Below are 19228 nucleotides of genomic sequence, written 5' to 3'. Positions count from 1 at the left end.
CGGGGACGTCTTAGGCTGGGGTCCATGCGATTCGGGGTGCTGGGGGCCGTCGCCGCGTGGCGCCCCGACGGCACGCAGGTGGCGGTGGGCGGCCCGCGGTCGCGGACGCTGCTGGCGCTGCTCGCGCTCGAGGCCGGGCGGTTCGTGTCCGCCGAGCGGCTGATCGACGGCATGTACGGCGAACGCCCGCCGGACGGCGCCGCGAACGCCCTCCAGTCGCAGGTGTCGCGGCTGCGGACGGCGTTGAAGGACCTCGCGCCGGTCGAGTTCACCGCGGCCGGGTACCGGCTGGCCGTCGGACCGGACGAAGTGGACGTTCACTGCTTCGAACGTCTCACCCGCGAAGGCCGGGCGCTGCTGAAGAACGGCGAGCACGCGCGGGCCGCGGCCGTGCTGGGCGAAGCGCTGGCGTTGTGGCGCGGGCCCGCGTTCACCGACCTGGCCGACGCGCCGTTCGCCGCCGCGCGGGCAACGCGGCTCGACGAGCTGCGGGCGGAGGCGGCAGACGACCACGTCGAGGCCCGGCTGCCGCTCGGGCAGGCCGAAGACGTCCTCGCCGTCCTGCGGGAGACCGTCGCCGCGCAACCGTGGCGGGAACGACCGCGCGCGCAGCTGGTCCGGGCACTGGCCGCCGCCGGACGGCCCGCCGACGCGCTCGCCGCGTTCGAGGACGCCCGCCGCACGCTAGCGGACGAGCTGGGGGCCGACCCCGGTCCGGAACTCGCCGAAGCGCACCTGGCGGTGCTTCGCGGCGAAACCGAGAAGCCGGTGCTCCCGGCGTTGCCCGCCCAGCTGACCAGCTTCGTCGGCCGCGACGCCGAGCTGCGGCAGGTGACGGAGCTGCTGGTCCGCGCCCGGCTCGTCACGTTGACCGGCCCGGGCGGCACCGGCAAGACCCGGCTGGCCGTCGAGGTCGCCGCGGCCCAGGCCGGCCCGGTCGCGTTCGTCGAGCTGGCCCCGCACGGCGGCCCCGACGTCCCCGGCGCGGTGCTGGCCGCGCTCGGCCTGCGCGAGAGCACCCGCAGTGGCCCGCAGGACCCGGTCGAGCGGCTGGTCTCGGCGCTGCGCGACCGCCCGGTGCTGCTGGTGCTCGACAACTGCGAGCACGTCGTCGACGTGGCGGCCCGGCTGGCCGCGCGGCTGCTCGCCGCGTGCCCGGGACTGCGGGTGCTGGCCACCAGCCGTGAGCCGCTCGGCATCACCGGCGAGCAGCTGGCGCCGGTGCCGCGGCTGGCCGTCCCGCCGCCGGGGACGTCCGCCGACCGGGCCCGGGAGTTCGCGGCCGTCCGGCTGTTCGCCGAACGCGCGGCCGCGAGCGACCCCGCGTTCGTGCTCGACGAGTCCACGATCGGCGACGTCCAGCTCGTCTGCGCGGCCCTCGACGGCCTGCCGCTGGCGCTGGAGCTGGCGGCGGCCCGCGTGCGGACCCTGGCCCTCGGCGAAATCGCGGCCCGGCTCGACGACCGGTTCCGGCTGCTGGCCCGCGGCAGCCGGACGGCCGAGGCCCGGCACCGTTCGCTGCGCGGCGTCGTCGAGTGGAGCTGGGACCTGCTGACCGGTGAAGAGCGGGAACTGGCCAGGAGACTCGCGGTGTTCCCCGGCGGCGCGACCGCCGCGGCCGCCGCCGAGGTGTGCGGCGCGGACGTCGACCTGCTGCCGGAGCTGGCCGACAAGTCCCTGGTCGAGGCGGTCGGCGGCCGGTTCCGGATGCTGGAGACGATCCGCGCGTTCGGCGGCGAGAAGCTGGCGGAGGCCGGCGAGGCGGAGACGTTCCACCGCGCGCACGCGGAGTACTTCCTGCGGTTCACCGCGGAGGCGGACTCGAAGCTGCGGACCGCGGAGCAGCTGGCGTGGCTGGCCCGGATCGACGCCGACTACGACAACATCCTGGCCGCCCTGCGCTGGTCGGCCGAGCACGACGTCGTGCTGGCGCTGCGGCTGGTGGCGCTGCTGCCGATGTACTGGTGGATGCGCGGGCGGCGGTTCGAGGGCGCCGGGTTGTCGCTGGCCGTGGTTTCGCGGTGCCCGCCCGAGGTGCGCGAGGAGTACGTCGAGGAGTTCCTGGTGTGCGTGCTCGGCGCGCTGGCCGGGCAGCGGCACGAGTCGCTGGAGCAGTACCTGCCGCTGGTCCGCCGGTTCGCGACGGACGAGGAGTGGACGCCCCGCAACCCGATGCTGGTGATGCTGCTCGGGGTGGTGGTGGGCCCGCCCGGCGACGACGCGGAGCTGCTCGGCCGCGGCCAGAGCCTCCTCGCTGCCGGCGAGCCGTGGGGGTGGGCACTGCTGCCGATGGGCGTGGGCCTGCGGTCGATGATGTCCGGCGACCTGGCGGGCGCCGAGGAGGGCCTTCGCGAGGGTGCGGCGCAGTTCCGCGCGCTGGGCGAGCGGTGGGGCCTGTCGATGGCGCTGGATCACCTGTCCCAGCTCCTGACTTGGCGCGGCGAGTACGCGGCCGCGTTGCCGCTGATGGACGAGGCGCTCGGCCTGATGCACGAGATCGGCGCAACGGACGACGTGGCGGACCTGATCTGCCGCCGCGCGTGGACGCACCTGTTGTCGGGCGACCACGCCAGGGCTCGGGCGGACTACGAACTGGCGGCGGCAACATCGAGCCGATCGGGCATGCCGGAGTCCCGCGCGGCCGCGTACGTCGGGTTGGCGAACCTGTCCCGCCTGTCGGGTGATCTGGAGGCGGCCCGGGAGCTGTGCGAGCGGGCGCTGGCGGAGTGCGCGGGAGGCTCGTTCGCGGCGGAGTCGGTCCGCGCGACGGCGTTGATTTCAATGGGGTGGCTGGCCTTGGCGGAGGGGAATCGATCCTCGGCGGCTTCGTTGCACCGAACGGCGTTGCTGCTCGGACGGGAGTGGAACGCGGGTGACGTGGTGGCGTTCGCCCTGGAAGGTCTCGCGGGAGCGGCCCAGTCTGCGGTCCTGTTGGGCGCGGCCGCGGCGGTGCGGGGAACGGCGATCACCGGGGACCCGGACGTGTCGGCGGTCCGGGGGCGGTTGGTGGAGTCACTGGGCGTGGACGGGTTCGAGCGGGCGTATCGGACCGGGCTGGGGATGGGTGTGCAGAAGGCACTGGAGCACTCGATCGAGGGCGAGGTGTCCACGAGTTCGGACACGTAAATTGCCACCATGCCGAAGACGGACACCGTCACGCCCCGAGCACGAACCCTTGCGGCGGCGATCCGCGAGGTGCGCACGGACGCCGGATGTGGTTTGCGAGAGCTGGCACGCCGGATCGGGATCCACTTCCAGTTGCTCAGCCAGTGGGAGTACGGCCTGCGCACGCCGCGGTTGGAGGATGTGACAGCCATCCTGGGCGCGCTCGGGGTGGTCGGTGACCGGAAGCAGCAGATTCTCACTCTCGTGAGAGGTGCATCGGAGCCGGGCTGGATCACCTACGGTCCGTCCGGCATGCAGCTCGCCGCGGTGATCGAATGCGAGAAGGCGGCGAAGTCCATCGTCGAATGGTCGCCCATGGGCATTCCCGGTTTGCTTCAAACTCCGGGCTACGCCCGCGCAATGTTCACCGCCTACGGCAGTACTGCGGAGGAGGCAGACCGAAGGGTCGCCTTGCGCATGAAGCGCGCGGAGATGCTCGCGGCCGATCGCACCTTCGAGGCGATCATCGGTGAAGCCGCCTTGCGTGACCGGATCGGTACCCCGACCACGATGTTCGACCAGCTGCATTCGTTGATCGAGAGATCCACGCGGTCAGTCACCCTCCGGGTGGTCCCGGCCGCGTGTGGTTGGCATCCCGGCCTGGCCGGACCGTTCCTCCTGTATTCGCTGACCGACGGCACCTCGGTGGTCTACCTGGAACACCTGTCCTGCGGGGCATTCGTCCTCGACGAACACGATGTACGGGTGTACCGAGCCGGGCTCAAGAAGCTCCGTGCGCTTGCAATGAGCGAGACCGATTCCAAAGCGTTCATCAGCCGGCTCGCCGACGAAATCGAAGGGGTCGAGCTGGCGGCCTTGGCCGGCGAATAGCGGCAACCAGGGCCTTCCTCACGCACCTCGGCCGCTGACCAGCGGGACTGCCCGTCGGTCCCCCGACTTCACCATGGCCAGCAGCGGCTTCACCAGCACGCTCAACACCCGCGCCACCACCGGACGGCCGTTGCCGCGGGCGATGTCCGGGCCGAAGCGGTCCATCAACGTCACCAAGGCCGGGAGCGGCCGCACGAACAGCGTTGCCTCCTCGATCAGACCGTCTTCGTTCAGCTTCAGCAGTGCTGCCTCCTCGATCGGCTCGCCGCCGATGCGGGCGGTGTAGACCACCACCCGGGTTCGCGCGTCGCCGGTGTCCGTGTGGAAGTGGATGTCCTCCAAGTGCCGGTACGCCACCTCGATCAGCGGCCGCAACTGCTCGTGGCCGGTGAAGCGGACCCGGGACGTCAGCGGCGAATGCAGCACCGCGTCCGGCGCGAACGCCGTCATCGCCAGATCCGCGTCACGCGTTTCCGCCGCGAGGCGGTAGGTCTCCGTGCTCATCGTGCCCCCTTGATCAGCGTGGCGAGCCCGCGCCACAGCAGGTCGACCGTCAGCGCCACCACTTCGTCGCGCGGGATCTCGCGGTGGCTCCACCACCACGTCGCGATCGAATTCAGTGCGCTCTTGCACGCCTCCGCCAGCACCTCGTCGGCCAGCGGGCGCGGGATTTCCGACGTGAGGTCCAGCGGCACGCCGTGGAACAGCGAAGCCAGGTTGGCCGTCGCGCGGGCCTGGCCGCTTCGGTGCACCGAAGCGACCGCCGGGTCCGACGGTGTCTCCGCGAAGATCATCCGCCAGCCGCGCTCGTTCGACTCGATCCAGCGGAAGATCGCCGACACGCGGCTGCGCAGCAGCACTTCCGGATCGTCCGACACCGGCAGCGCGGCCCAGCCGGCCAGCAATCCGTCCACTTCGGACTCCAGCAGGGCCGCGTACAACTGCGCCTTCGCCGGGAAGTGGTCGTAGAGCACCGGCGTGCTGATGCCGGCCGCCGCCGCGACCTCGCGCATCCCGGCCGCGTCGTAGCCCGCCGAAGCGAACACTTCACCGGCCGCGGCGAGGATCCGCTCGCGTCGCGCTTCCCGTGTCAACCGCTTACCTGACATCGGTTAGGTACTGTACCTGACAGACGTTAGGTAACGCCAGGAACACTCCCTGCGAAGACTCGCGTAGCCTGATCGACCGTGCGTAACGTCGTAGTCGTCGGGGGCGGGATCGTCGGTCTGGCCGTGGCCTGGGAGCTGACCAGGCGCGGACTGGACGTCACCGTCCTGGAAAAGGAATCCCGCTGGGCGGCGCACCAGACCGGGCACAACTCGAACGTCGTGCACGCCGGGCTCTACTACAAGCCCGGCTCGTTCAAGGCGCGGATGTCCGTCGCCGGCAATCGGTCCATCGTGGACTTCGCGCGCCAGTACGGCGTGCCCGTCGAGGTGTGCGGGAAGCTCGTCGTCGCGACCCACGAGAGTGAAGTTCCCGCGCTGAACACCCTCGCCGAACGCGCCGAGGCCAACGGCGTCCCGGCCAAGCAGATCTCGCCCGCCGAAGCACGCGAGTACGAGCCCGAAGTCGCCTGTGTGGCCGCGTTGCGCGTCGAATCCACCGGGATCATCGACTTCCCCGCCGTCTGCCACGCGCTCGTCCGGCTGCTCGACGAAGCCGGCGTCGACCTCCGGCTGAACTCGCCCGCGCTGGCCATCCGGGGCGGGAGCGGCGGCGGGGTCGAGGTCGCCACCGGCGACGACGTCGTCCAGGCCGACGCGCTGGTGAACTGCGCCGGCCTGCACTCCGACCGCGTCGCGCGGCTGGCCGGGCTGACGCCGTCCGCGCGGATCGTGCCGTTCCGCGGTGAGTACTACGAGCTCAAGCCGGACCGCCGGCACCTGGTCAAGGGCCTGATCTACCCCGTGCCGGACCCGACGCTGCCGTTCCTCGGCGTGCACCTCACGCGCATGCTCGACGGCAGCGTGCACGCCGGCCCGAACGCCGTGCTCGCGCTGCGCCGCGAGGGCTACCGGTGGGGCGACTTCTCCGCGAAGGACGTCGCCGAGGTCGCGGCCTTCCCCGGGGTCTGGCGGCTGGCGCGCAAGTACGCGTTCCCGACCGGGCTCGACGAGGTCCGCCGCTCGTTCTCGAAGAAGCGGTTCGCCGCGAGCCTCGCACGGCTCGTCCCGGCCGTCACCGAGGACGACATCGTCCGCCACGGCTCCGGCGTGCGCGCGCAGGCGATGCGCCGCGACGGCTCGCTCGTCGACGACTTCCTCATCGAGACCGCGCGCGACCAGGTGCACGTCCTGAACGCGCCGTCGCCGGCCGCGACGAGCGCGCTGGAGATCGCGCGCCACATCGCCGACCAGGTTTCCGAGGGTTAGCCCGGCAGGTTCGCCGTCACCAGCGGCAGGCCCTGCTTCACGAGGTCACAGGTCTTCGTGTCGTCGCCGATGAACCCGCTGACCACCTGCACCGACGACGTTTCGGTGATCGCCACGGTCGCACCGCAGGTCACCCGCAGGCCGCCCATGTTCGGGAACAGGCCCCACTTCTTGCCGCCGACGTCGACGGTCTCGACCGGGGTGATGCCCTTCGCGCCCGGCCACTGCCCGACCGGCGTGCTCGGGCCGTACCAGACCTCGAACGCCTTTTGGCCGCCGTCGCCGTCGGTGTCGTCCCAGAGGCAGTACGAGGCGTTCGGCACCACGGACGAGTTGGTCTTCTTGCCGTCCGGCGAAATGTTCGCCAGCTGGGACACCTGGTCCGGCTTCAGCGCCGCGCACGGATCCGCCGACAGCAGCGGGCCGCCCGGCTCCGGCTTCGCCGAGGTCGACGGTGTGATCGGTGGGGCGTCCTGCCCGCCCGGCAGGTGCGCCGCGACCTGCGGGATCGCCAGTTTCGCCAGCTCACACGACTTGTCGAGCTTGCCGGCCGAGACGCTGACGTAGGCGAAGGACTTGGCGCCGAGCAGGGCGTAGTACGCGCAGTCGTCGGGCAGGATCGACGCGTACTGCGTCCAGCTGAACCCGCTGATCCGCTGCGGCTCGGACTTCTTGACGGCGCCGGAGATGTACTCGTTGAAGTCCATGTCCGAAGCGACACCGACGTTGAGGACGGCGGACGGCTCGATGTCGTCCTTCGAGCTCCACAGGCACATCGGCGGCTGGAGCCGGTCCTTGTTCTCCTTCACCGAGCGGCCCGGTGTCTCAAAGCCGAGGGCGTCGACCTGGGCTTCGTCGAGCAGCGTGCAGGCGTCGACGGCCGTGACGACCGGCCCCTGCCCGGGTACCGGCGACGCCGAGCCGCCGACCGTCACCGTGCAGCCGGTCACCACGGTCACGGCCGCCAGCGCCGCCGCGACCTGCCACTTCTTCCGCATGAGTCCTCCCGTTCGGCCCGGACTGTACTGGGACGAACGGAGCAGCACCGCGGATCCGCCCGATTCAGCGGGGCGTGAGGACTTCCTTGCCGCCGACGAACGGGCGCAGCGCCTCCGGCACGCGGACCGAGCCGTCCTCCTGCTGGTGGTTCTCGACGATCGCGACGATCCACCGGGTGGTGGCCAGTGTGCCGTTGAGCGTCGCGGCGATCTGCGGCTTGCCGTTGTCGTCGCGGTAGCGGATCGCCAGGCGGCGGGCCTGGAAGGTCGTGCAGTTCGAGGTCGAGGTCAGCTCGCGGTAGGTCTCCTGGGTCGGGATCCACGCCTCGCAGTCGAACTTGCGGTGCGCGGACGTGCCGAGGTCGCCGGTCGCGGTGTCGATCACGCGGTAGGGCACCTCGATCTTCGCGAGCATCTGCTCTTCCCAGCCGAGCAGCCGCTCGTGCTCCGCCTCGGCGTCCGCCGGCTTGGCGTAGACGAACATCTCCACCTTGTCGAACTGGTGGACGCGGATGATGCCGCGGGTGTCCTTGCCGTAGGAGCCGGCCTCGCGGCGGTAGCAGGACGACCAGCCCGCGTACCGCTTCGCCTCGGTGAGGTCGAGGATCTCGTCGGAGTGGAAGCCGGCGAGCGGCACCTCCGACGTGCCGACGAGGTAGAGGTCGTCGTCCGCGAGGTGGTAGATCTCGCTCGAGTGCTGGCCGAGGAAGCCGGTGCCGGCCATGATCTCCGGGCGGACCAGCGACGGCGTGATCATCGGTGTGAAGCCGTTGTCCAGGGCCTGCGCGATGGCCATGTTGAGCAGGCCGAGCTGCAGTTGCGCGCCGACGCCGGTGAGGAAGTAGAACCGCGAGCCCGAGACCTTCGCGCCGCGTTCCATGTCGACGCCGCCGAGGCCTTCGAGCAGCTCGAGGTGGTCTTTCGGGGTGAAGCCGAGCTTCGTCGGCTCACCGACGTGCTTGACGACGGTGAAGTCGTCCTCGCCGCCGACCGGCGCGCTCGGGTGGACGAGGTTCGGCACGGTCCGGAAGAGCGTGTCGAACTCCTCCGACGCGGTGTTCTGCTCCGCCTCGGCCGCCTTGACCTGCGCGGCGAGCTCCTTGGCCGTGGCCAGCAGCCGCTGCTTCTCCTCCGGCGGCGCCTTCGGGATCTGCTTGCCCAGGAGCTTCTGCTCGTTGCGCAGCTTGTCGGCGGCCGCGATCGAGGACCGGCGCCGGGAGTCGAGGGAGAGCAGTTTGTCGACCACTCCCTCGTCTTCACCACGAGCGCGCTGCGACGCGCGCACGGCTTCCGGGTCATCGCGCAGAGTCCTGGGGTCAATCACGGATCAGAGGGTAGTCCGTACAGACTGTGCGTCCCTACTGGGTTATCCCGACAGTCTGATCGTTGAAGCGCTGTTCACGGCGTCCTCATACTCCAGGGAAACCCTGAGGAGGCGCCCGATGACCGACGAGCTGCTGGCCCGGCACCGCGCAGTCATGCCGTCCTGGATGTCGCTGCTCTACGAGGAGCCGATCGAGATCGTGCACGCGCACGACCGCCGGATGACCGACTCCCAGGGCCGCACGTACCTGGACTTCTTCGCGGGGGTGCTGACCAACTCGATGGGCTACGACGTCGCCGAGATCGGCGACGCGGTCCGCAAGCAGCTCGACACGGGCATCCTGCACACGTCGACGTTGTACTTGATCCGTTCGCAGGTCGAGCTGGCCGAGCGGATCGCGAAGCTGTCCGGCATTCCGGACGCGAAGGTGTTCTTCACGAACTCCGGCAGCGAGGCCAACGACACGGCGCTGATGCTGGCGACGCAGTTCCGGCGCAGCAACCAGGTGCTGGCGATGCGGAACTCCTACCACGGGCGATCGTTCGGAACGGTCGCGATCACCGGCAACCGCGGCTGGTCGGCGTCGGCGCTGAGCCCGGTCAAGGTCAACTACGTCCACGGCGGGTACCGGTACCGCAGCCCGTTCCGGCACATGTCCGATGCGGACTACATCGACGCGTGCGTCGCGGACCTGGTGGACGTGCTGGACACGGCGACAGCGGGCGACGTGGCGTGCCTGATCGCCGAGCCGATCCAGGGGGTGGGCGGGTTCAGCCTGCCGCCGGACGGGTTGTTCCGGGCCATGAAGGAGGTCCTGGATGCGTACGGGGTGCTGTTCATCTCGGACGAGGTCCAGACCGGCTGGGGCCGCACGGGCGAGCACTTCTGGGGCATCGAGGCGCACGGCGTGACGCCGGACATGATGACGTTCGCCAAGGGACTGGGGAACGGCCTCGCGGTGGGCGGCGTGGTGGCGCGCGGGGACGTGCTGGACTGCTTCCAGGCGCAGTCGTTCTCGACGTTCGGGGGCAACCCGGTGTCGATGGCGGGAGCGACGGCGGTGCTGGACTACATCAAGGACCACGACCTGCAGGCGAACTGCGCCGCCCGGGGGGCGCAGCTGCTGTCGGGGTTGCGTTCTTCCGACAGCCCGCTGGTCGCCGAGGTGCGCGGCAAGGGGCTGATGATCGGCATTGAGCTGATCAAGCCGGGGACCACCCGGCCTTTCGTCGCCGCGGCGGCGCGGATGCTCGAGGAGACGAAGAAGCGCGGGCTGCTGATCGGAAAGGGCGGCCTGCACGGCAACGTCCTGCGCCTCGGCCCGCCGATGACCCTCACGGCCGAGGAAGCCCAGGAGGGTCTGGACATCTTGCTCGATTCGCTGGCGGCAACGCACGCCGCACTGGCCTGACTCCCCAGCGCCCCAAGGTGGCCTTCGGTGCGTTCAACGCACCGAAGGCCACATTGGGTGCGTTCAACGCAACCAAGGCCACCTTGGGGCGCTTGCCCGGCACTGTGGACAACCGGCAGTGCGGGCGCAGGCTGTGGACAACCGCGGCGGAGGGCATCGATTCCGTCGGTGCCCTCCGCTAGCGTGGAAATCGGGGGCTGCTCAGCTCACCCGCGGACGAACCGCGCCACGTGGTCGGCCAGCTCCTCGCCCGCGTCCTCCTGCAGGAAGTGGCCCGCTCCGGCGATCACCGGGTGCTCCAGCCCCTGTGCGCCCTTCATCGAGCGCTGCAGGATCGGAGCCAGGGGACCCGTGATGGGGTCGCCGTCGGAGAAGGCGACCAGGAACGGCAGGTACAGCTCCGAGAGGGTCTTCCAGGCCGCGCGGTTCGCCGGAGACGCCGGGTTGTCCGGCCGGTGGGGCACCAGTCCGGGCATCGCGCGCGGGCCTGCCTTGTACATCTCGTTCGGGAACGGCGCGTCGTACGCGGCCCGCTCGGCGTCCGAAAGCACCGACGTGCACCCCGACTGCACGAAGCGGGCGACGTCCAGGACCGGTGCCTTCTCGACGGCCTCGCGGAAGGCGTGCCACACGGCCGGCATGTCGTGGTCGCCGGTCGGGAGGCCCGTGTTGGACGCCACCACGCGCGAGAACCGGGCCGGGTGCTCCGCGACCAGCCGCAGCCCGATCAGGCCGCCCCAGTCCTGGCCGACCAGCGTCACGTCACGCAGGTCCAGAGCGTCGAACGCGAAGCCGCGCATCCACCCGACGTGCCGGGCGTAGCTGTGGTCGGCCAAGGCTCCCGGCTTGTCGGACCGGCCGAACCCCACGAGGTCCGGCGCGATCGCCCGCAGTCCGGCGGCCGCCAGCACCGGCAGCATCTTGCGGTACAGGAACGACCAGGTCGGTTCGCCGTGCAGCAGCAGCACGACCGGGCCGTCCGCCGGACCTGCCTCGACGTACCCCACTCTGATCCGGCCGCCGTGTGGATCCGCCAACTCGGCGTAGCGAGGTTCGTAGGAAAAATCGGGCAGGTCCGTGAACCGGTCGTCCGGTGTCCTCAGCAGGCGCACGAACCCACGCTAGTGCGAACGGACCAGCGCAGCCAGGCTCAGGAGATGCCGACCGCCACCACGAGGCCCAGGCCGATGTGCGCCGCCGCGACGACGATGCTCACCGGGGCGAACTTCTCGCTCTCGATGGTCGAGGCCACGTCGATGCGGGTCGCCCACTCCAGCAGCCGGACCGCGACCACCTGGACGATGATCCCGAGCAGGCCGTAGACCAGCGAGGTGATGAGGCCCTCGGTGAGGTCGCTGGCCGAGTTGAAGATCGCCACCACGACGATGAACGCCATCGAGAGCATCCCGGACGCGGTCACGATCACCGCGTTCGGCAGGCCCTGCGTGACCAGCTTGGACAGCTTGCCGGGCGTGGTCCAGTCGATCGCGTAGAACCCGGCGAACATCAGCAGCAGGCCGATGACGCCGTAGAGCAGGATCGCGCCGATCCCCCGCACGAGGTCGGAGCCGAACGTGTCGGACAGCGCAAGGGTCGAGGTCACGAGTTTTCTCCCAATAGGTCAGCGATGGGGTGTTTTATCACGCTTCGGGGATGCGGTGTGGGACGAATGCCGCACCGTCATCCGTCACCAGACCGCCGGTTTCGCGGATGCCCAGCCCGGCGGCGCTGTCGCCGACGATCCACGCGCCGAGCGCCGGCCGGTAGCCGTCGAACTCGGGCAGCGGGTCGAACGCCTGGTAGACGAAGCCTTCCGCACCGTAGACGCCGCCGGTCTGGGTTTCGTACCCGGTCGCGACGATCTGGACGTTCGCGCCCTCGCGGCCCAGCTTCGGCTTGCGGACGTACTCGGTGAGGATGCCGGGGTCGTCGGCGAACGCGGGCAGCAGGTTCGGGTGGCCCGGGTAGTTCTCCCACAGGATCGCCAGCAGCGTCTTGTTGGAGAGGATCATCTTCCACAGCGGCTCGACCCACAGCGTCCGCGGCAGCGACTCGACGGCGTGGCGGCCGAACTCCTCGTCGACCATCCACTCCCACGGGTACAGCTTCAGCACGGTCGCCATCTGCCGCTCTTCGAGGTCGACGAACCGCTTGAGCAGCGGGTCCCAGCCGACCTCCTCGATCGCCAGGCCCACCGTGTCGAGGCCGGCCTCGGCCGCGGTCTCCTGCAGGTACGCCGTGGTGACGTTGTCCTCGCCGGACGGGTCGGCCGCCGACCAGGTGAAGTGCAGTTCGCTCGACGGCAGCTTGTCCTGCAGGAAGGACCACCGCTCGACGAGCTTCTCGTGGATCGAGTTCCACTGGTCGTCGTCCGGGAAGACGTCGGTCTTCCAGTGCCACTGCAGCAGCGACGCCTCCAGCAGCGTGGTCGGCGTGTCCGCGTTGTACTCGAGCAGCTTCGCCGGCGACTTGCCGTCGTAGCGCAGGTCGAACCGGCCGTAGACGTGCGGGTCCTGCCGCTTCCACGACTCGGCGATGTGCGGCCAGACCCACTCGGGGATGCCGAACCGCTGGTAGCCCTCGGTCGTCACGACGTTGTCGACGGCCTCCAGGCACATCGAGTGCAGCAGTTCGACGTCGGCTTCGACCGAGAGGATCTCGTCCATGTCGAAGACGTAGTGCACGGACTCGTCCCAGTACGGCCGCACCCGGCCGCTGCTGTCGCGGGCCGGCGTGCCGTAGACGAGCCCTTGCTCTTCGACGATCCGCTGCCAGTCGCGCCGCGGCTCACGCCGGTCCCGGTACACCTACGATCCCCCGCTCTTGCCGCTGCCGCCGGTGCCGCTCTTGCCGCTGATGCCGAAGCCGCCGCGCTGGACGGACTTGCCGGTCTTCGTCGTGACGTTGGTGCGTGCCGACGGCGCGTCGTACGAGCCACCGGACACCCGCTGGCCGATCGCGCCGTTGCCGCCGTAGTTGTAGCGGTAGCTGTTGTAGCCGCCGCCCGGGATCGGCAGGAACAGGAAGCCGCCGCTGTGGTAGCCGCCGTGGCTGGAGACGTAGGTGTCGTCGCAGTAGTCGTCGTTCTGGACGACTCCGTTCGAGTCGGTGCAGACCGCCGTGACGTTCTCGGTCTTCGCCACCGTGTAGTAGGTCGCGACCAGGCCGACGAGCCCGACCGTGACGCCGCTGCCGATCAGGATCTTGCGCCGCGTCGCCGCCTTGGCGTCGGCCTTGCGGGCCAGCTCCTGGTCGTGCTGCTCCTGGATCTCCGCCTGCCGGCGGGCCCGCTGCTCGGCCACCGAGGGCTGGCGGGGCTGCGTGTTCGAGTCCTGAAACCTCATCGAGCCGCGCTTCGGCGGCTCGGGGGGCGGCTGGTCCCCAGTACTGTTGTCCTGCGTCATGTGCGCTCCGTAATCACCGGCCACCGCGAAACCCTGACCACCCTAACCACCCGGACCGCGCACGTCATGCGCGGCGCGGGCATCATGGACTGCGATGTCTCCCAGCGCCGATCGGTTCCCCACCGCCACGCAGACGTTGCGTACCCGCGTCGTGATGGGCGGGATCTTCGCGGGCGCACTCATCGCGCTCGCGCTCAGCGTCGTGTTCTCGTGGAGCGACGGCGTCACCGGCGGGTCCGGCGGCGGCCCCGGCAAGCTGTCCGCGGCCGCCCAGGAGGCGTTCCACTCCCCACCCGGCAGCTGCCTGACCTGGGACAACCCGGACGCGAGCGACGCGCGCAAGGTCGCCTGCACCCAGCCGCACCTGTTCGAGGTGACCACCCTCGTGGACATCGGCCCGCAGTACCCGGAGGGCGCGCCCGTCCCGTCACTGGACCAGTGGCAGCAGATCGCGCAGCAGAAGTGCACGGCGGACGTGAAGCCGTACCTCGGGCACAAACTCGATCCGTACGGAAAGCTCACGACGAACCTGCTCCGCCCGACGCCGTCGCAGTGGGAGGACGGCGACCGCCAGCTGCGGTGCGGCCTGCAGTGGGCGGGCCCCGGCGGCAAGCTGCTGCCGACGACCGGACCGGCGAAGGACCAGGACCAGTCGCTGGTCTTCGAGCCGGGCACCTGCCTGGCACTGCTCGGCAAGGGCGTCGGCGACCCGATCGACTGCACGAAGCCGCATTCGTACGAGATCATCGCGACGCTGGACCTCAAGACGAAGTTCAAGGAGGGCTACCCCTCCCAGGACGACCAGAAGGCCTGGCTCGACACCGAGTGCAACAAGGCGGCCGCCGACTACACCGGCGGCACCGACCTCGACGCGAAGAAGCTGATCCTCACCTGGGACCTTCGGGAGCAGGAGAGCTGGGACACCGGTTCGACCAAGGTCAACTGCAAGGTGGCGTCGGCCCTGCCCGACAAGAGCGGCCTGCAGGCGGTGACCGGCAGCATCAAGGCAGGCCCGGACGTCGGCCAGCCCCAGGACGGCGGTCCTCCGTCGGACGGCGGCGGTGGCCCGGTCACGCCGGGTTCCGCGCCGACGTCCGCACCGAGTTCCGCCCCGACGACGAAGCAGGGCGGCTGATGCCCGTCGAGATGAGCCGCGAGCGGTTCGAAGAGCTGGTCTCCGAAGCCCTGGACGAGGTGCCGCCCGAGTTCGCGCGCGCGATGGACAACGTCGTCGTGCTCGTCGAGGAGTTCAACGACGAGGCACCGGACATCCTCGGGCTCTACCACGGCATCGCGCTGACCGAGCGGACGTCGTCGTACGGCGGGGTGCTGCCCGACCGGATCTCGATCTACCGGGAGCCGATCCTGGCCATGTGCGAGGACGAGGACGAGGTCGTCGAGGAGGTCCTGATCACCGTCGTGCACGAGCTGGGTCACCACTTCGGCATCGACGACGCCCGGCTGCACGAACTCGGCTGGGGCTGACGGCACTAGTAGTGACACCGTAACCACAATCGGGTGACACGCCCCTATCCTGTTCCCGAAGTCATTGGGTGACTGCGACCTGCGCCGGGGGGCCCCGATGGTCAACGCGCGAAGACTCACCTGGCTGCTGACCTCGAGCGCGGCGTCCAACCTCGGGGACGGCATCGGCAAGGTGGCCCTGCCCCTGCTGGCCACGACGCTGACCCACGATCCGGTGCTCATCGCCGGGTTGGCCGCCACCCAGTTCCTGCCCTGGCTGCTGTTCGCCGCGGTCGCCGGCGCGCTGGTGGACCGGATCGACCGGCGGCGCGCGATGATCGTCGCGAACACCGTCCGCGCTGCCGCGGTCGGCGCGCTGGCCGTGTTCGTCGCCGCCGGCGGGATGACGATCTGGCTGGTCTACCTGACCGCGCTGATCATCGGGACGGCCGAAACGATCGCCGACAGCGCGGCGAACGCGCTGATCCCCGCGGTCGTCGGCAACGGTTCGCTCGATGCGGCCAACAGCAAGCTGCAGGCCTGCGAGATCGTCGGCCAGACGTTCCTCGGCGGCCCGGTCGGCAGCGTGACGTTCGCGCTGTTCGCCGCCTTCCCGTTCATCCTCAACTCCGCGGGGTTCGCGATCGCGGCGGCGGTGCTGCTCGGGCTGGCGGGCACCTACCGCGGCAAGGCGGAGACGCCGGTCGAGCCGGTGAAGCTCCGCACCGAGCTCGCCGAGGGCGTGCGCTGGCTGCGCGGGCACCCGCTGCTGCTGCGGCTGGTCGTCGTCGCCGGGCTGCTCAGCCTGGTCAGCGAGCTCGCCCAGGCGCAGCTGGTGCTGTACGCGCTCGACGACCTCCACCTGTCCGACGCGGCCTTCGGGTTCTTCGCGTTCGTCGGCGGGATCGGCGGGCTGCTCGGCGCCGGCGTCGCCCCGCGGCTGGTGCGGGCGGCCGGACGGCTCCCCGTCGTCGTCGGCGGGATCGCCTGCTGCGGCCTCGGGTTCGGCGGGATGGGGCTGGTGCGCTCGCCGGTCGCGGGCGCGGCGCTGTTCGGGCTGTTCGCGGCCGCGGTGGTGGCGGTGAACGTCGTGCTCGCGACGGCCCGGCACACGCTGGTGCCCGGCGAGCTGCTCGGCCGGGTGCTCGGGGTGTGGCGCACGGTCGTCTGGGGCGCGATCCCGGTCGGGGCGCTGCTGGGTGGCGTGCTGACCGAGCGGCTCGGTTCGGCCGCGCGGACGTTCACCGTGTCCGGCGTGGCGATGCTGGTGATCGCCGCGTTCGCGTTCGGCGCGCTGCGGCGCAGCCGGCTCGGTGACAAATCGGACTCAGCCGCGGCGCTGACGCACCACGATCCGGGAATGTGAGCTGAAATAGCTCCTCACCCAGGTGGTGAGGAGGCAGTCATGCGCACCGCGGACCCGGGGACCGGCACCGACGCCGATCCCGACTTCGACGAGTCTTCGGCCGGGTCCACGTCACCCCCGCCGTCACGACGGCCGCTCGTGCTGTCCGCGGTGGCCGGGTTCGTGCTGGGTGGCAGCGTGCTCGGACTCCTGTGGGGACTGTCCGGGGTGCACGCCGGCGCGCTCGAAGACGCCGTCGCGGCGTGCCAGGCGCTCGACCGCGTGGGCGAGCTGCCCGACACGAGCCGCGACGCGCGGCCCTCGCTCACACCCAGCCTCAGCGCGGAGCGGCTGCGCCGGATGATCGCGGCGCGCGAGCTGTCCGCGGCCGCCGCCCAGGTCAACGCGAACTACCAGCCGCTGGCCGACCACATCGACGGCGTCAGCCGGATGGTGCTCAGCCTGCACTTCAACGACATCTCCGGCCAGCGGCACCTGACCGAGGCCAAGGAAATCTGCGGCCGGATCTGAACAGCCGTCCGGGCTAGGCCGGGTGGACGGTCTTCACGGCCAGCTGGTTGCCGGGGATCTTCGTGCCCGCGCAGCCGGTGCCGTCACTGGGCACGAAGTTCGACGCGGTCTCCTGCGGCAGGTAGATGCGCAGGCCCTTGACCGGCGTCGGCTGGCAGGTCGCCGGGTCGAAGTTGCGCACGTTGACGAACTGGATGTCGGCGGCCGCGGTCTGGCCGGGGTTCAGCTTGACGGCGTTGCCCTTGGTGCCTTCGCGGAAGGCGTCCTTGCCGACCTGGTGCCCGTCCGCACCGGCCACATAGGACACCCCGGGGAACCCCTGGATCGTGCAGGGCTCCGAGCTGGCGTTCGTGATGAGCAGCGGCCGGTACGTCGAGCCGGCGCCCGAGTCGCCCTGGCCGAGCGAGAGCTTGACGTCGCCGGACTTGCACAGCCCGTTGTCCACGGGCTGGGCGACCGGCGGCGCGGCCGGCGGCGAAGCCGGGCTCGACGTGGCGGTCGTGACCGTGGTGGTGGCGGTCGGCGACGTCGAGGTCGACGGCGTCGAGCTGCTCGCCGCGTTCGTGGTGCCGCCACCGCCGCAGGCGGAGAGCGCGAGAACGCCCGCCGAAGCCGCGATGACCGGGAACAACCGTGAAAGCTTCATGTCAATCGCCTCCCTGGTGTGTGCTACTGGGTAGACGTACCGGGTCGCGAGCGGGTTGGCTGCTTTCGTAAATTCCCCACCAAACGTGTTCTAAACGTGACGGGATCACACGTTCGTGACTTCAGAGTGGCGTGTCGACCCAGGTCAGGCACCGCCACTGGCCGTCCGGCCGGGCCACCAGCTCCACGAGACCCGTGTTCGGGATCAGGGCCGCGTTGGCGACGTCCGGGTGCACGTTCGGGGCCAGCCACTCCGCGCCCAGCCGGATCGCGCCGCCGTGGCTGACCAGTGCGATCACGCCGTCGGGGTCGGCCTGCTCGTGCTTGGCGCGCAGCCGGCCGACCGCGTCCAGCATCCGGGTGCGCACGCTCGTGCCGCTCTCGCCGCCGGGCAGCGACGGCGCCAGCTCGCCGAGCGTCCAGCGCCGGACCGTGTCCATGTAGGTCCGGATCGACGCGTGGTCCGTCGCCCCTTCGAGGTCGCCGGCGACGACCTCGTGCACCCCGTCCACGACCTGCACGTCCAGGGAGAACCGGGCGGCCAGCGGCGCCGCCGTCTGCTGGGCGCGCGTGGCCTGCGACGCGTACACCGCGACCAGCGGCTCCTCCGCCAGCCGCGCCGCGAGGGAATCGGCCTGCCGGCGGCCGAGCTCGGTCAGCGGCGGGCCGGGCAGGGCGGTGTCCAGCGCGCCACGGACGTTCCCGTCGGTCTGCCCGTGGCGGATGAGCAGCAGCCTCACGCCAGGTCCCCCTTGCGGACCGCGTCGGCCCACACGGCCGCTTCGACGAAGTCGTCGTTGCCGAAACCCGGCTCGATCGTGGTGGGAACGCCGTCGGCCCGCGGGTGCGAGCCGAGGAACCGGAGGTTGCGGCAGTGCCGGCGCAACGCCGTCAGCGCGTCGAGGACCCGCGGCTCGGCGACGTGCCCCTCGAAGTCGATGAAGAAGCGGTACTCGCCGAAGTTGCTGCGCGTCGGGCGGGCGTCGAGCCGGGTCAGGTTGATGCCGCGGTTGGCCAGCTCGGTGAGCAGCTCGGCGAGCGTCCCGGTCCGGTTCGCGGCCGCGGCGACCACGGACGTCCGGTCGGCCCCCGTCGGCTCCGGGAGCTCGCCCGGCGGGCGGACCAGCAGGAACCGCGTTGCCGCGTCGTCGACGTCGGCGACCTCGGTGGCCAGCACGTCGAGGGCGTAGTGCTCGGCCGCGACCGGCGCGCAGACCGCCGCGTCGAAGTCGCCCTCCAGCACCCCGACCGCGGCGGCGGACGTCGACGACGACGCCACCGCGTGCGCGCCCGGCAAGTTCGCTTCGAGCCACTCGCGGACCTGGGCCAGCGCGTGCGGGTGGCTGGCGACGGTCCGGATCTCCCCGCCACCGGGCCGGGTCAGCACGCTGAAGTGGATCGGGAGGATGGTCTCGGCGACGGCGACCAGCGGAGCCGCCTCGCTGAGCCCGTCGAGCGTGGCGGGCACCACGCCTTCGACGGAGTTCTCGATGGGGACGCACGCCGCGTCCGCCTCGCCTTCGCGGACGGCGGTCATCGCCAGCCGGATGGTCTCGACCGGGATCAGTTCTTCGCCGGCGGCGAGCACCCGCGCGGCCTGTTCGGTGAAGGTCCCTCGGGGGCCGAAGTATGCGATCCGTGACACAGCACCCAGGCTACGTGGCCTGACCGTGGCGACATTCACTCGGACAGCCGGTACGGGAACCGGTTACGCCGGGTGGCATTTTTTGCGATG

At 70.9% G+C, this 19228-nt stretch carries 19 protein-coding genes; 8 read left to right on the top strand and 11 right to left on the bottom strand.

Annotated elements, in window-relative coordinates:
- Positions 1–24 precede the first annotated feature (24 nt).
- Entirely contained in the window at positions 25–3126 is a 3102-nt protein-coding gene (locus ACLJQE_RS05825; RefSeq protein ID WP_410637921.1) for a BTAD domain-containing putative transcriptional regulator, read from the top strand.
- A 9-nt stretch (positions 3127–3135) separates the two neighbouring features.
- Positions 3136–3996: a helix-turn-helix domain-containing protein gene (locus ACLJQE_RS05820; RefSeq protein WP_410637920.1), complete on the top strand. Its 861-nt coding sequence runs from the start codon at positions 3136–3138 to the stop codon at positions 3994–3996.
- Positions 3997–4014: 18 nt separating this feature from the next.
- Here the strand turns inward: ACLJQE_RS05820 and ACLJQE_RS05815 are convergent, their stop codons facing one another.
- Positions 4015–4500: a nuclear transport factor 2 family protein gene (locus ACLJQE_RS05815; RefSeq protein ID WP_410637919.1), complete on the bottom strand. Its 486-nt coding sequence runs from the start codon at positions 4498–4500 to the stop codon at positions 4015–4017.
- Complete coding sequence (locus ACLJQE_RS05810) at positions 4497–5105, bottom strand: TetR/AcrR family transcriptional regulator (protein ID WP_410637918.1); 609 nt, start codon at positions 5103–5105, stop codon at positions 4497–4499. Before ACLJQE_RS05810 ends, ACLJQE_RS05815 begins: the two co-directional genes overlap by 4 nt.
- Positions 5106–5183: 78 nt before the next feature.
- Between ACLJQE_RS05810 and lhgO the strand changes: the two genes are divergently transcribed.
- Positions 5184–6371: an L-2-hydroxyglutarate oxidase gene (gene lhgO, locus ACLJQE_RS05805; RefSeq protein WP_410637917.1), complete on the top strand. Its 1188-nt coding sequence runs from the start codon at positions 5184–5186 to the stop codon at positions 6369–6371.
- On the opposite strand, the gene ACLJQE_RS05800 is transcribed toward lhgO, so the two are convergent.
- Both ACLJQE_RS05800 and serS read right to left on the bottom strand, forming a co-directional pair.
- Complete coding sequence (locus ACLJQE_RS05800; protein ID WP_410637916.1) at positions 6368–7369, bottom strand: DUF3558 family protein; 1002 nt, start codon at positions 7367–7369, stop codon at positions 6368–6370. The genes lhgO and ACLJQE_RS05800 overlap by 4 nt on opposite strands.
- Before the next feature lie 64 nt (positions 7370–7433).
- Complete coding sequence (gene serS, locus ACLJQE_RS05795) at positions 7434–8693, bottom strand: serine--tRNA ligase (RefSeq protein WP_410637914.1); 1260 nt, start codon at positions 8691–8693, stop codon at positions 7434–7436.
- 118 nt (positions 8694–8811) lie between these two features.
- Between serS and ACLJQE_RS05790 the strand changes: the two genes are divergently transcribed.
- Positions 8812–10104, top strand: a complete 1293-nt coding sequence (locus ACLJQE_RS05790) for an aspartate aminotransferase family protein (RefSeq protein ID WP_410637913.1) — start codon at positions 8812–8814, stop codon at positions 10102–10104.
- 206 nt (positions 10105–10310) lie between these two features.
- Here ACLJQE_RS05790 and ACLJQE_RS05785 read toward each other — a convergent pair whose 3' ends face one another.
- Genes ACLJQE_RS05785 through ACLJQE_RS05770 form a run of 4 tightly spaced genes read right to left on the bottom strand, consistent with a single transcriptional unit; the run spans position 10311 to position 13508 of the window.
- On the bottom strand, positions 10311–11216 hold the full coding sequence (locus ACLJQE_RS05785) for a haloalkane dehalogenase (RefSeq protein WP_410637911.1): 906 nt from the start codon (positions 11214–11216) through the stop codon (positions 10311–10313).
- A gap of 38 nt (positions 11217–11254) precedes the next feature.
- On the bottom strand, positions 11255–11707 hold the full coding sequence (locus ACLJQE_RS05780; protein WP_103355088.1) for a DUF350 domain-containing protein: 453 nt from the start codon (positions 11705–11707) through the stop codon (positions 11255–11257).
- Positions 11708–11744: 37 nt separating this feature from the next.
- Positions 11745–12911 carry a glutathionylspermidine synthase family protein gene (locus ACLJQE_RS05775; protein ID WP_410637910.1) on the bottom strand — a complete coding sequence of 389 codons (1167 nt, stop codon included), beginning with the start codon at positions 12909–12911 and terminating at the stop codon, positions 11745–11747.
- Positions 12912–13508, bottom strand: a complete 597-nt coding sequence (locus ACLJQE_RS05770) for a hypothetical protein (RefSeq protein ID WP_410637909.1) — start codon at positions 13506–13508, stop codon at positions 12912–12914.
- Positions 13509–13602: 94 nt separating this feature from the next.
- Between ACLJQE_RS05770 and ACLJQE_RS05765 the strand changes: the two genes are divergently transcribed.
- The 4 genes from ACLJQE_RS05765 to ACLJQE_RS05750 all read left to right on the top strand — a co-directional run bounded on the left by ACLJQE_RS05765 (position 13603) and on the right by ACLJQE_RS05750 (position 16848).
- On the top strand, positions 13603–14643 hold the full coding sequence (locus ACLJQE_RS05765; RefSeq protein ID WP_410637908.1) for a septum formation family protein: 1041 nt from the start codon (positions 13603–13605) through the stop codon (positions 14641–14643).
- A complete protein-coding gene (locus tag ACLJQE_RS05760) occupies positions 14643–14993 on the top strand; it encodes a metallopeptidase family protein (RefSeq protein ID WP_364561433.1) in 351 nt (116 codons plus the stop codon). The genes ACLJQE_RS05765 and ACLJQE_RS05760 overlap by 1 nt, the downstream gene beginning before the upstream one ends.
- A 97-nt stretch (positions 14994–15090) precedes the next feature.
- On the top strand, positions 15091–16338 hold the full coding sequence (locus ACLJQE_RS05755) for an MFS transporter (RefSeq protein WP_410637907.1): 1248 nt from the start codon (positions 15091–15093) through the stop codon (positions 16336–16338).
- A 39-nt stretch (positions 16339–16377) separates the two neighbouring features.
- Complete coding sequence (locus ACLJQE_RS05750) at positions 16378–16848, top strand: hypothetical protein (protein WP_410637906.1); 471 nt, start codon at positions 16378–16380, stop codon at positions 16846–16848.
- A 13-nt stretch (positions 16849–16861) separates the two neighbouring features.
- Here the strand turns inward: ACLJQE_RS05750 and ACLJQE_RS05745 are convergent, their stop codons facing one another.
- The 3 genes from ACLJQE_RS05745 to pheA form a co-directional block, all read right to left on the bottom strand.
- A complete protein-coding gene (locus ACLJQE_RS05745; protein ID WP_410638328.1) occupies positions 16862–17500 on the bottom strand; it encodes a DUF4232 domain-containing protein in 639 nt (212 codons plus the stop codon).
- A 115-nt stretch (positions 17501–17615) separates the two neighbouring features.
- A complete protein-coding gene (locus tag ACLJQE_RS05740; protein ID WP_410637905.1) occupies positions 17616–18233 on the bottom strand; it encodes a histidine phosphatase family protein in 618 nt (205 codons plus the stop codon).
- Positions 18230–19138 (bottom strand): prephenate dehydratase, encoded by a 909-nt coding sequence (pheA, locus tag ACLJQE_RS05735; RefSeq protein ID WP_410637903.1) that lies wholly within the window; start codon positions 19136–19138, stop codon positions 18230–18232. Before pheA ends, ACLJQE_RS05740 begins: the two co-directional genes overlap by 4 nt.
- Positions 19139–19228: the final 90 nt, after the last annotated feature.

The organism is Amycolatopsis sp. lyj-346, from assembly GCF_046548975.1.
Taxonomy (GTDB): Bacteria; Actinomycetota; Actinomycetes; order Mycobacteriales; family Pseudonocardiaceae; genus Amycolatopsis.
The sequence above is the reverse complement of the archived record's forward strand: the minus strand, read 5'-3'. Positions and strand labels throughout refer to the sequence as shown.

Coding starts and splice junctions, on each gene's coding strand:
- ACLJQE_RS05825 (WP_410637921.1), top strand. CDS start 25: ATGCGATTCGGGGTGCTGGGGGCCGTCGCCGCGTGGCGCCCCGACGGC.
- ACLJQE_RS05820 (WP_410637920.1), top strand. CDS start 3,136: ATGCCGAAGACGGACACCGTCACGCCCCGAGCACGAACCCTTGCGGCG.
- ACLJQE_RS05815 (WP_410637919.1), bottom strand. CDS start 4,500: ATGAGCACGGAGACCTACCGCCTCGCGGCGGAAACGCGTGACGCGGAT.
- ACLJQE_RS05810 (WP_410637918.1), bottom strand. CDS start 5,105: ATGTCAGGTAAGCGGTTGACACGGGAAGCGCGACGCGAGCGGATCCTC.
- ACLJQE_RS05800 (WP_410637916.1), bottom strand. CDS start 7,369: ATGCGGAAGAAGTGGCAGGTCGCGGCGGCGCTGGCGGCCGTGACCGTG.
- ACLJQE_RS05790 (WP_410637913.1), top strand. CDS start 8,812: ATGACCGACGAGCTGCTGGCCCGGCACCGCGCAGTCATGCCGTCCTGG.
- ACLJQE_RS05770 (WP_410637909.1), bottom strand. CDS start 13,508: ATGACGCAGGACAACAGTACTGGGGACCAGCCGCCCCCCGAGCCGCCG.
- ACLJQE_RS05765 (WP_410637908.1), top strand. CDS start 13,603: ATGTCTCCCAGCGCCGATCGGTTCCCCACCGCCACGCAGACGTTGCGT.
- ACLJQE_RS05760 (WP_364561433.1), top strand. CDS start 14,643: ATGCCCGTCGAGATGAGCCGCGAGCGGTTCGAAGAGCTGGTCTCCGAA.
- ACLJQE_RS05755 (WP_410637907.1), top strand. CDS start 15,091: ATGGTCAACGCGCGAAGACTCACCTGGCTGCTGACCTCGAGCGCGGCG.
- ACLJQE_RS05750 (WP_410637906.1), top strand. CDS start 16,378: ATGCGCACCGCGGACCCGGGGACCGGCACCGACGCCGATCCCGACTTC.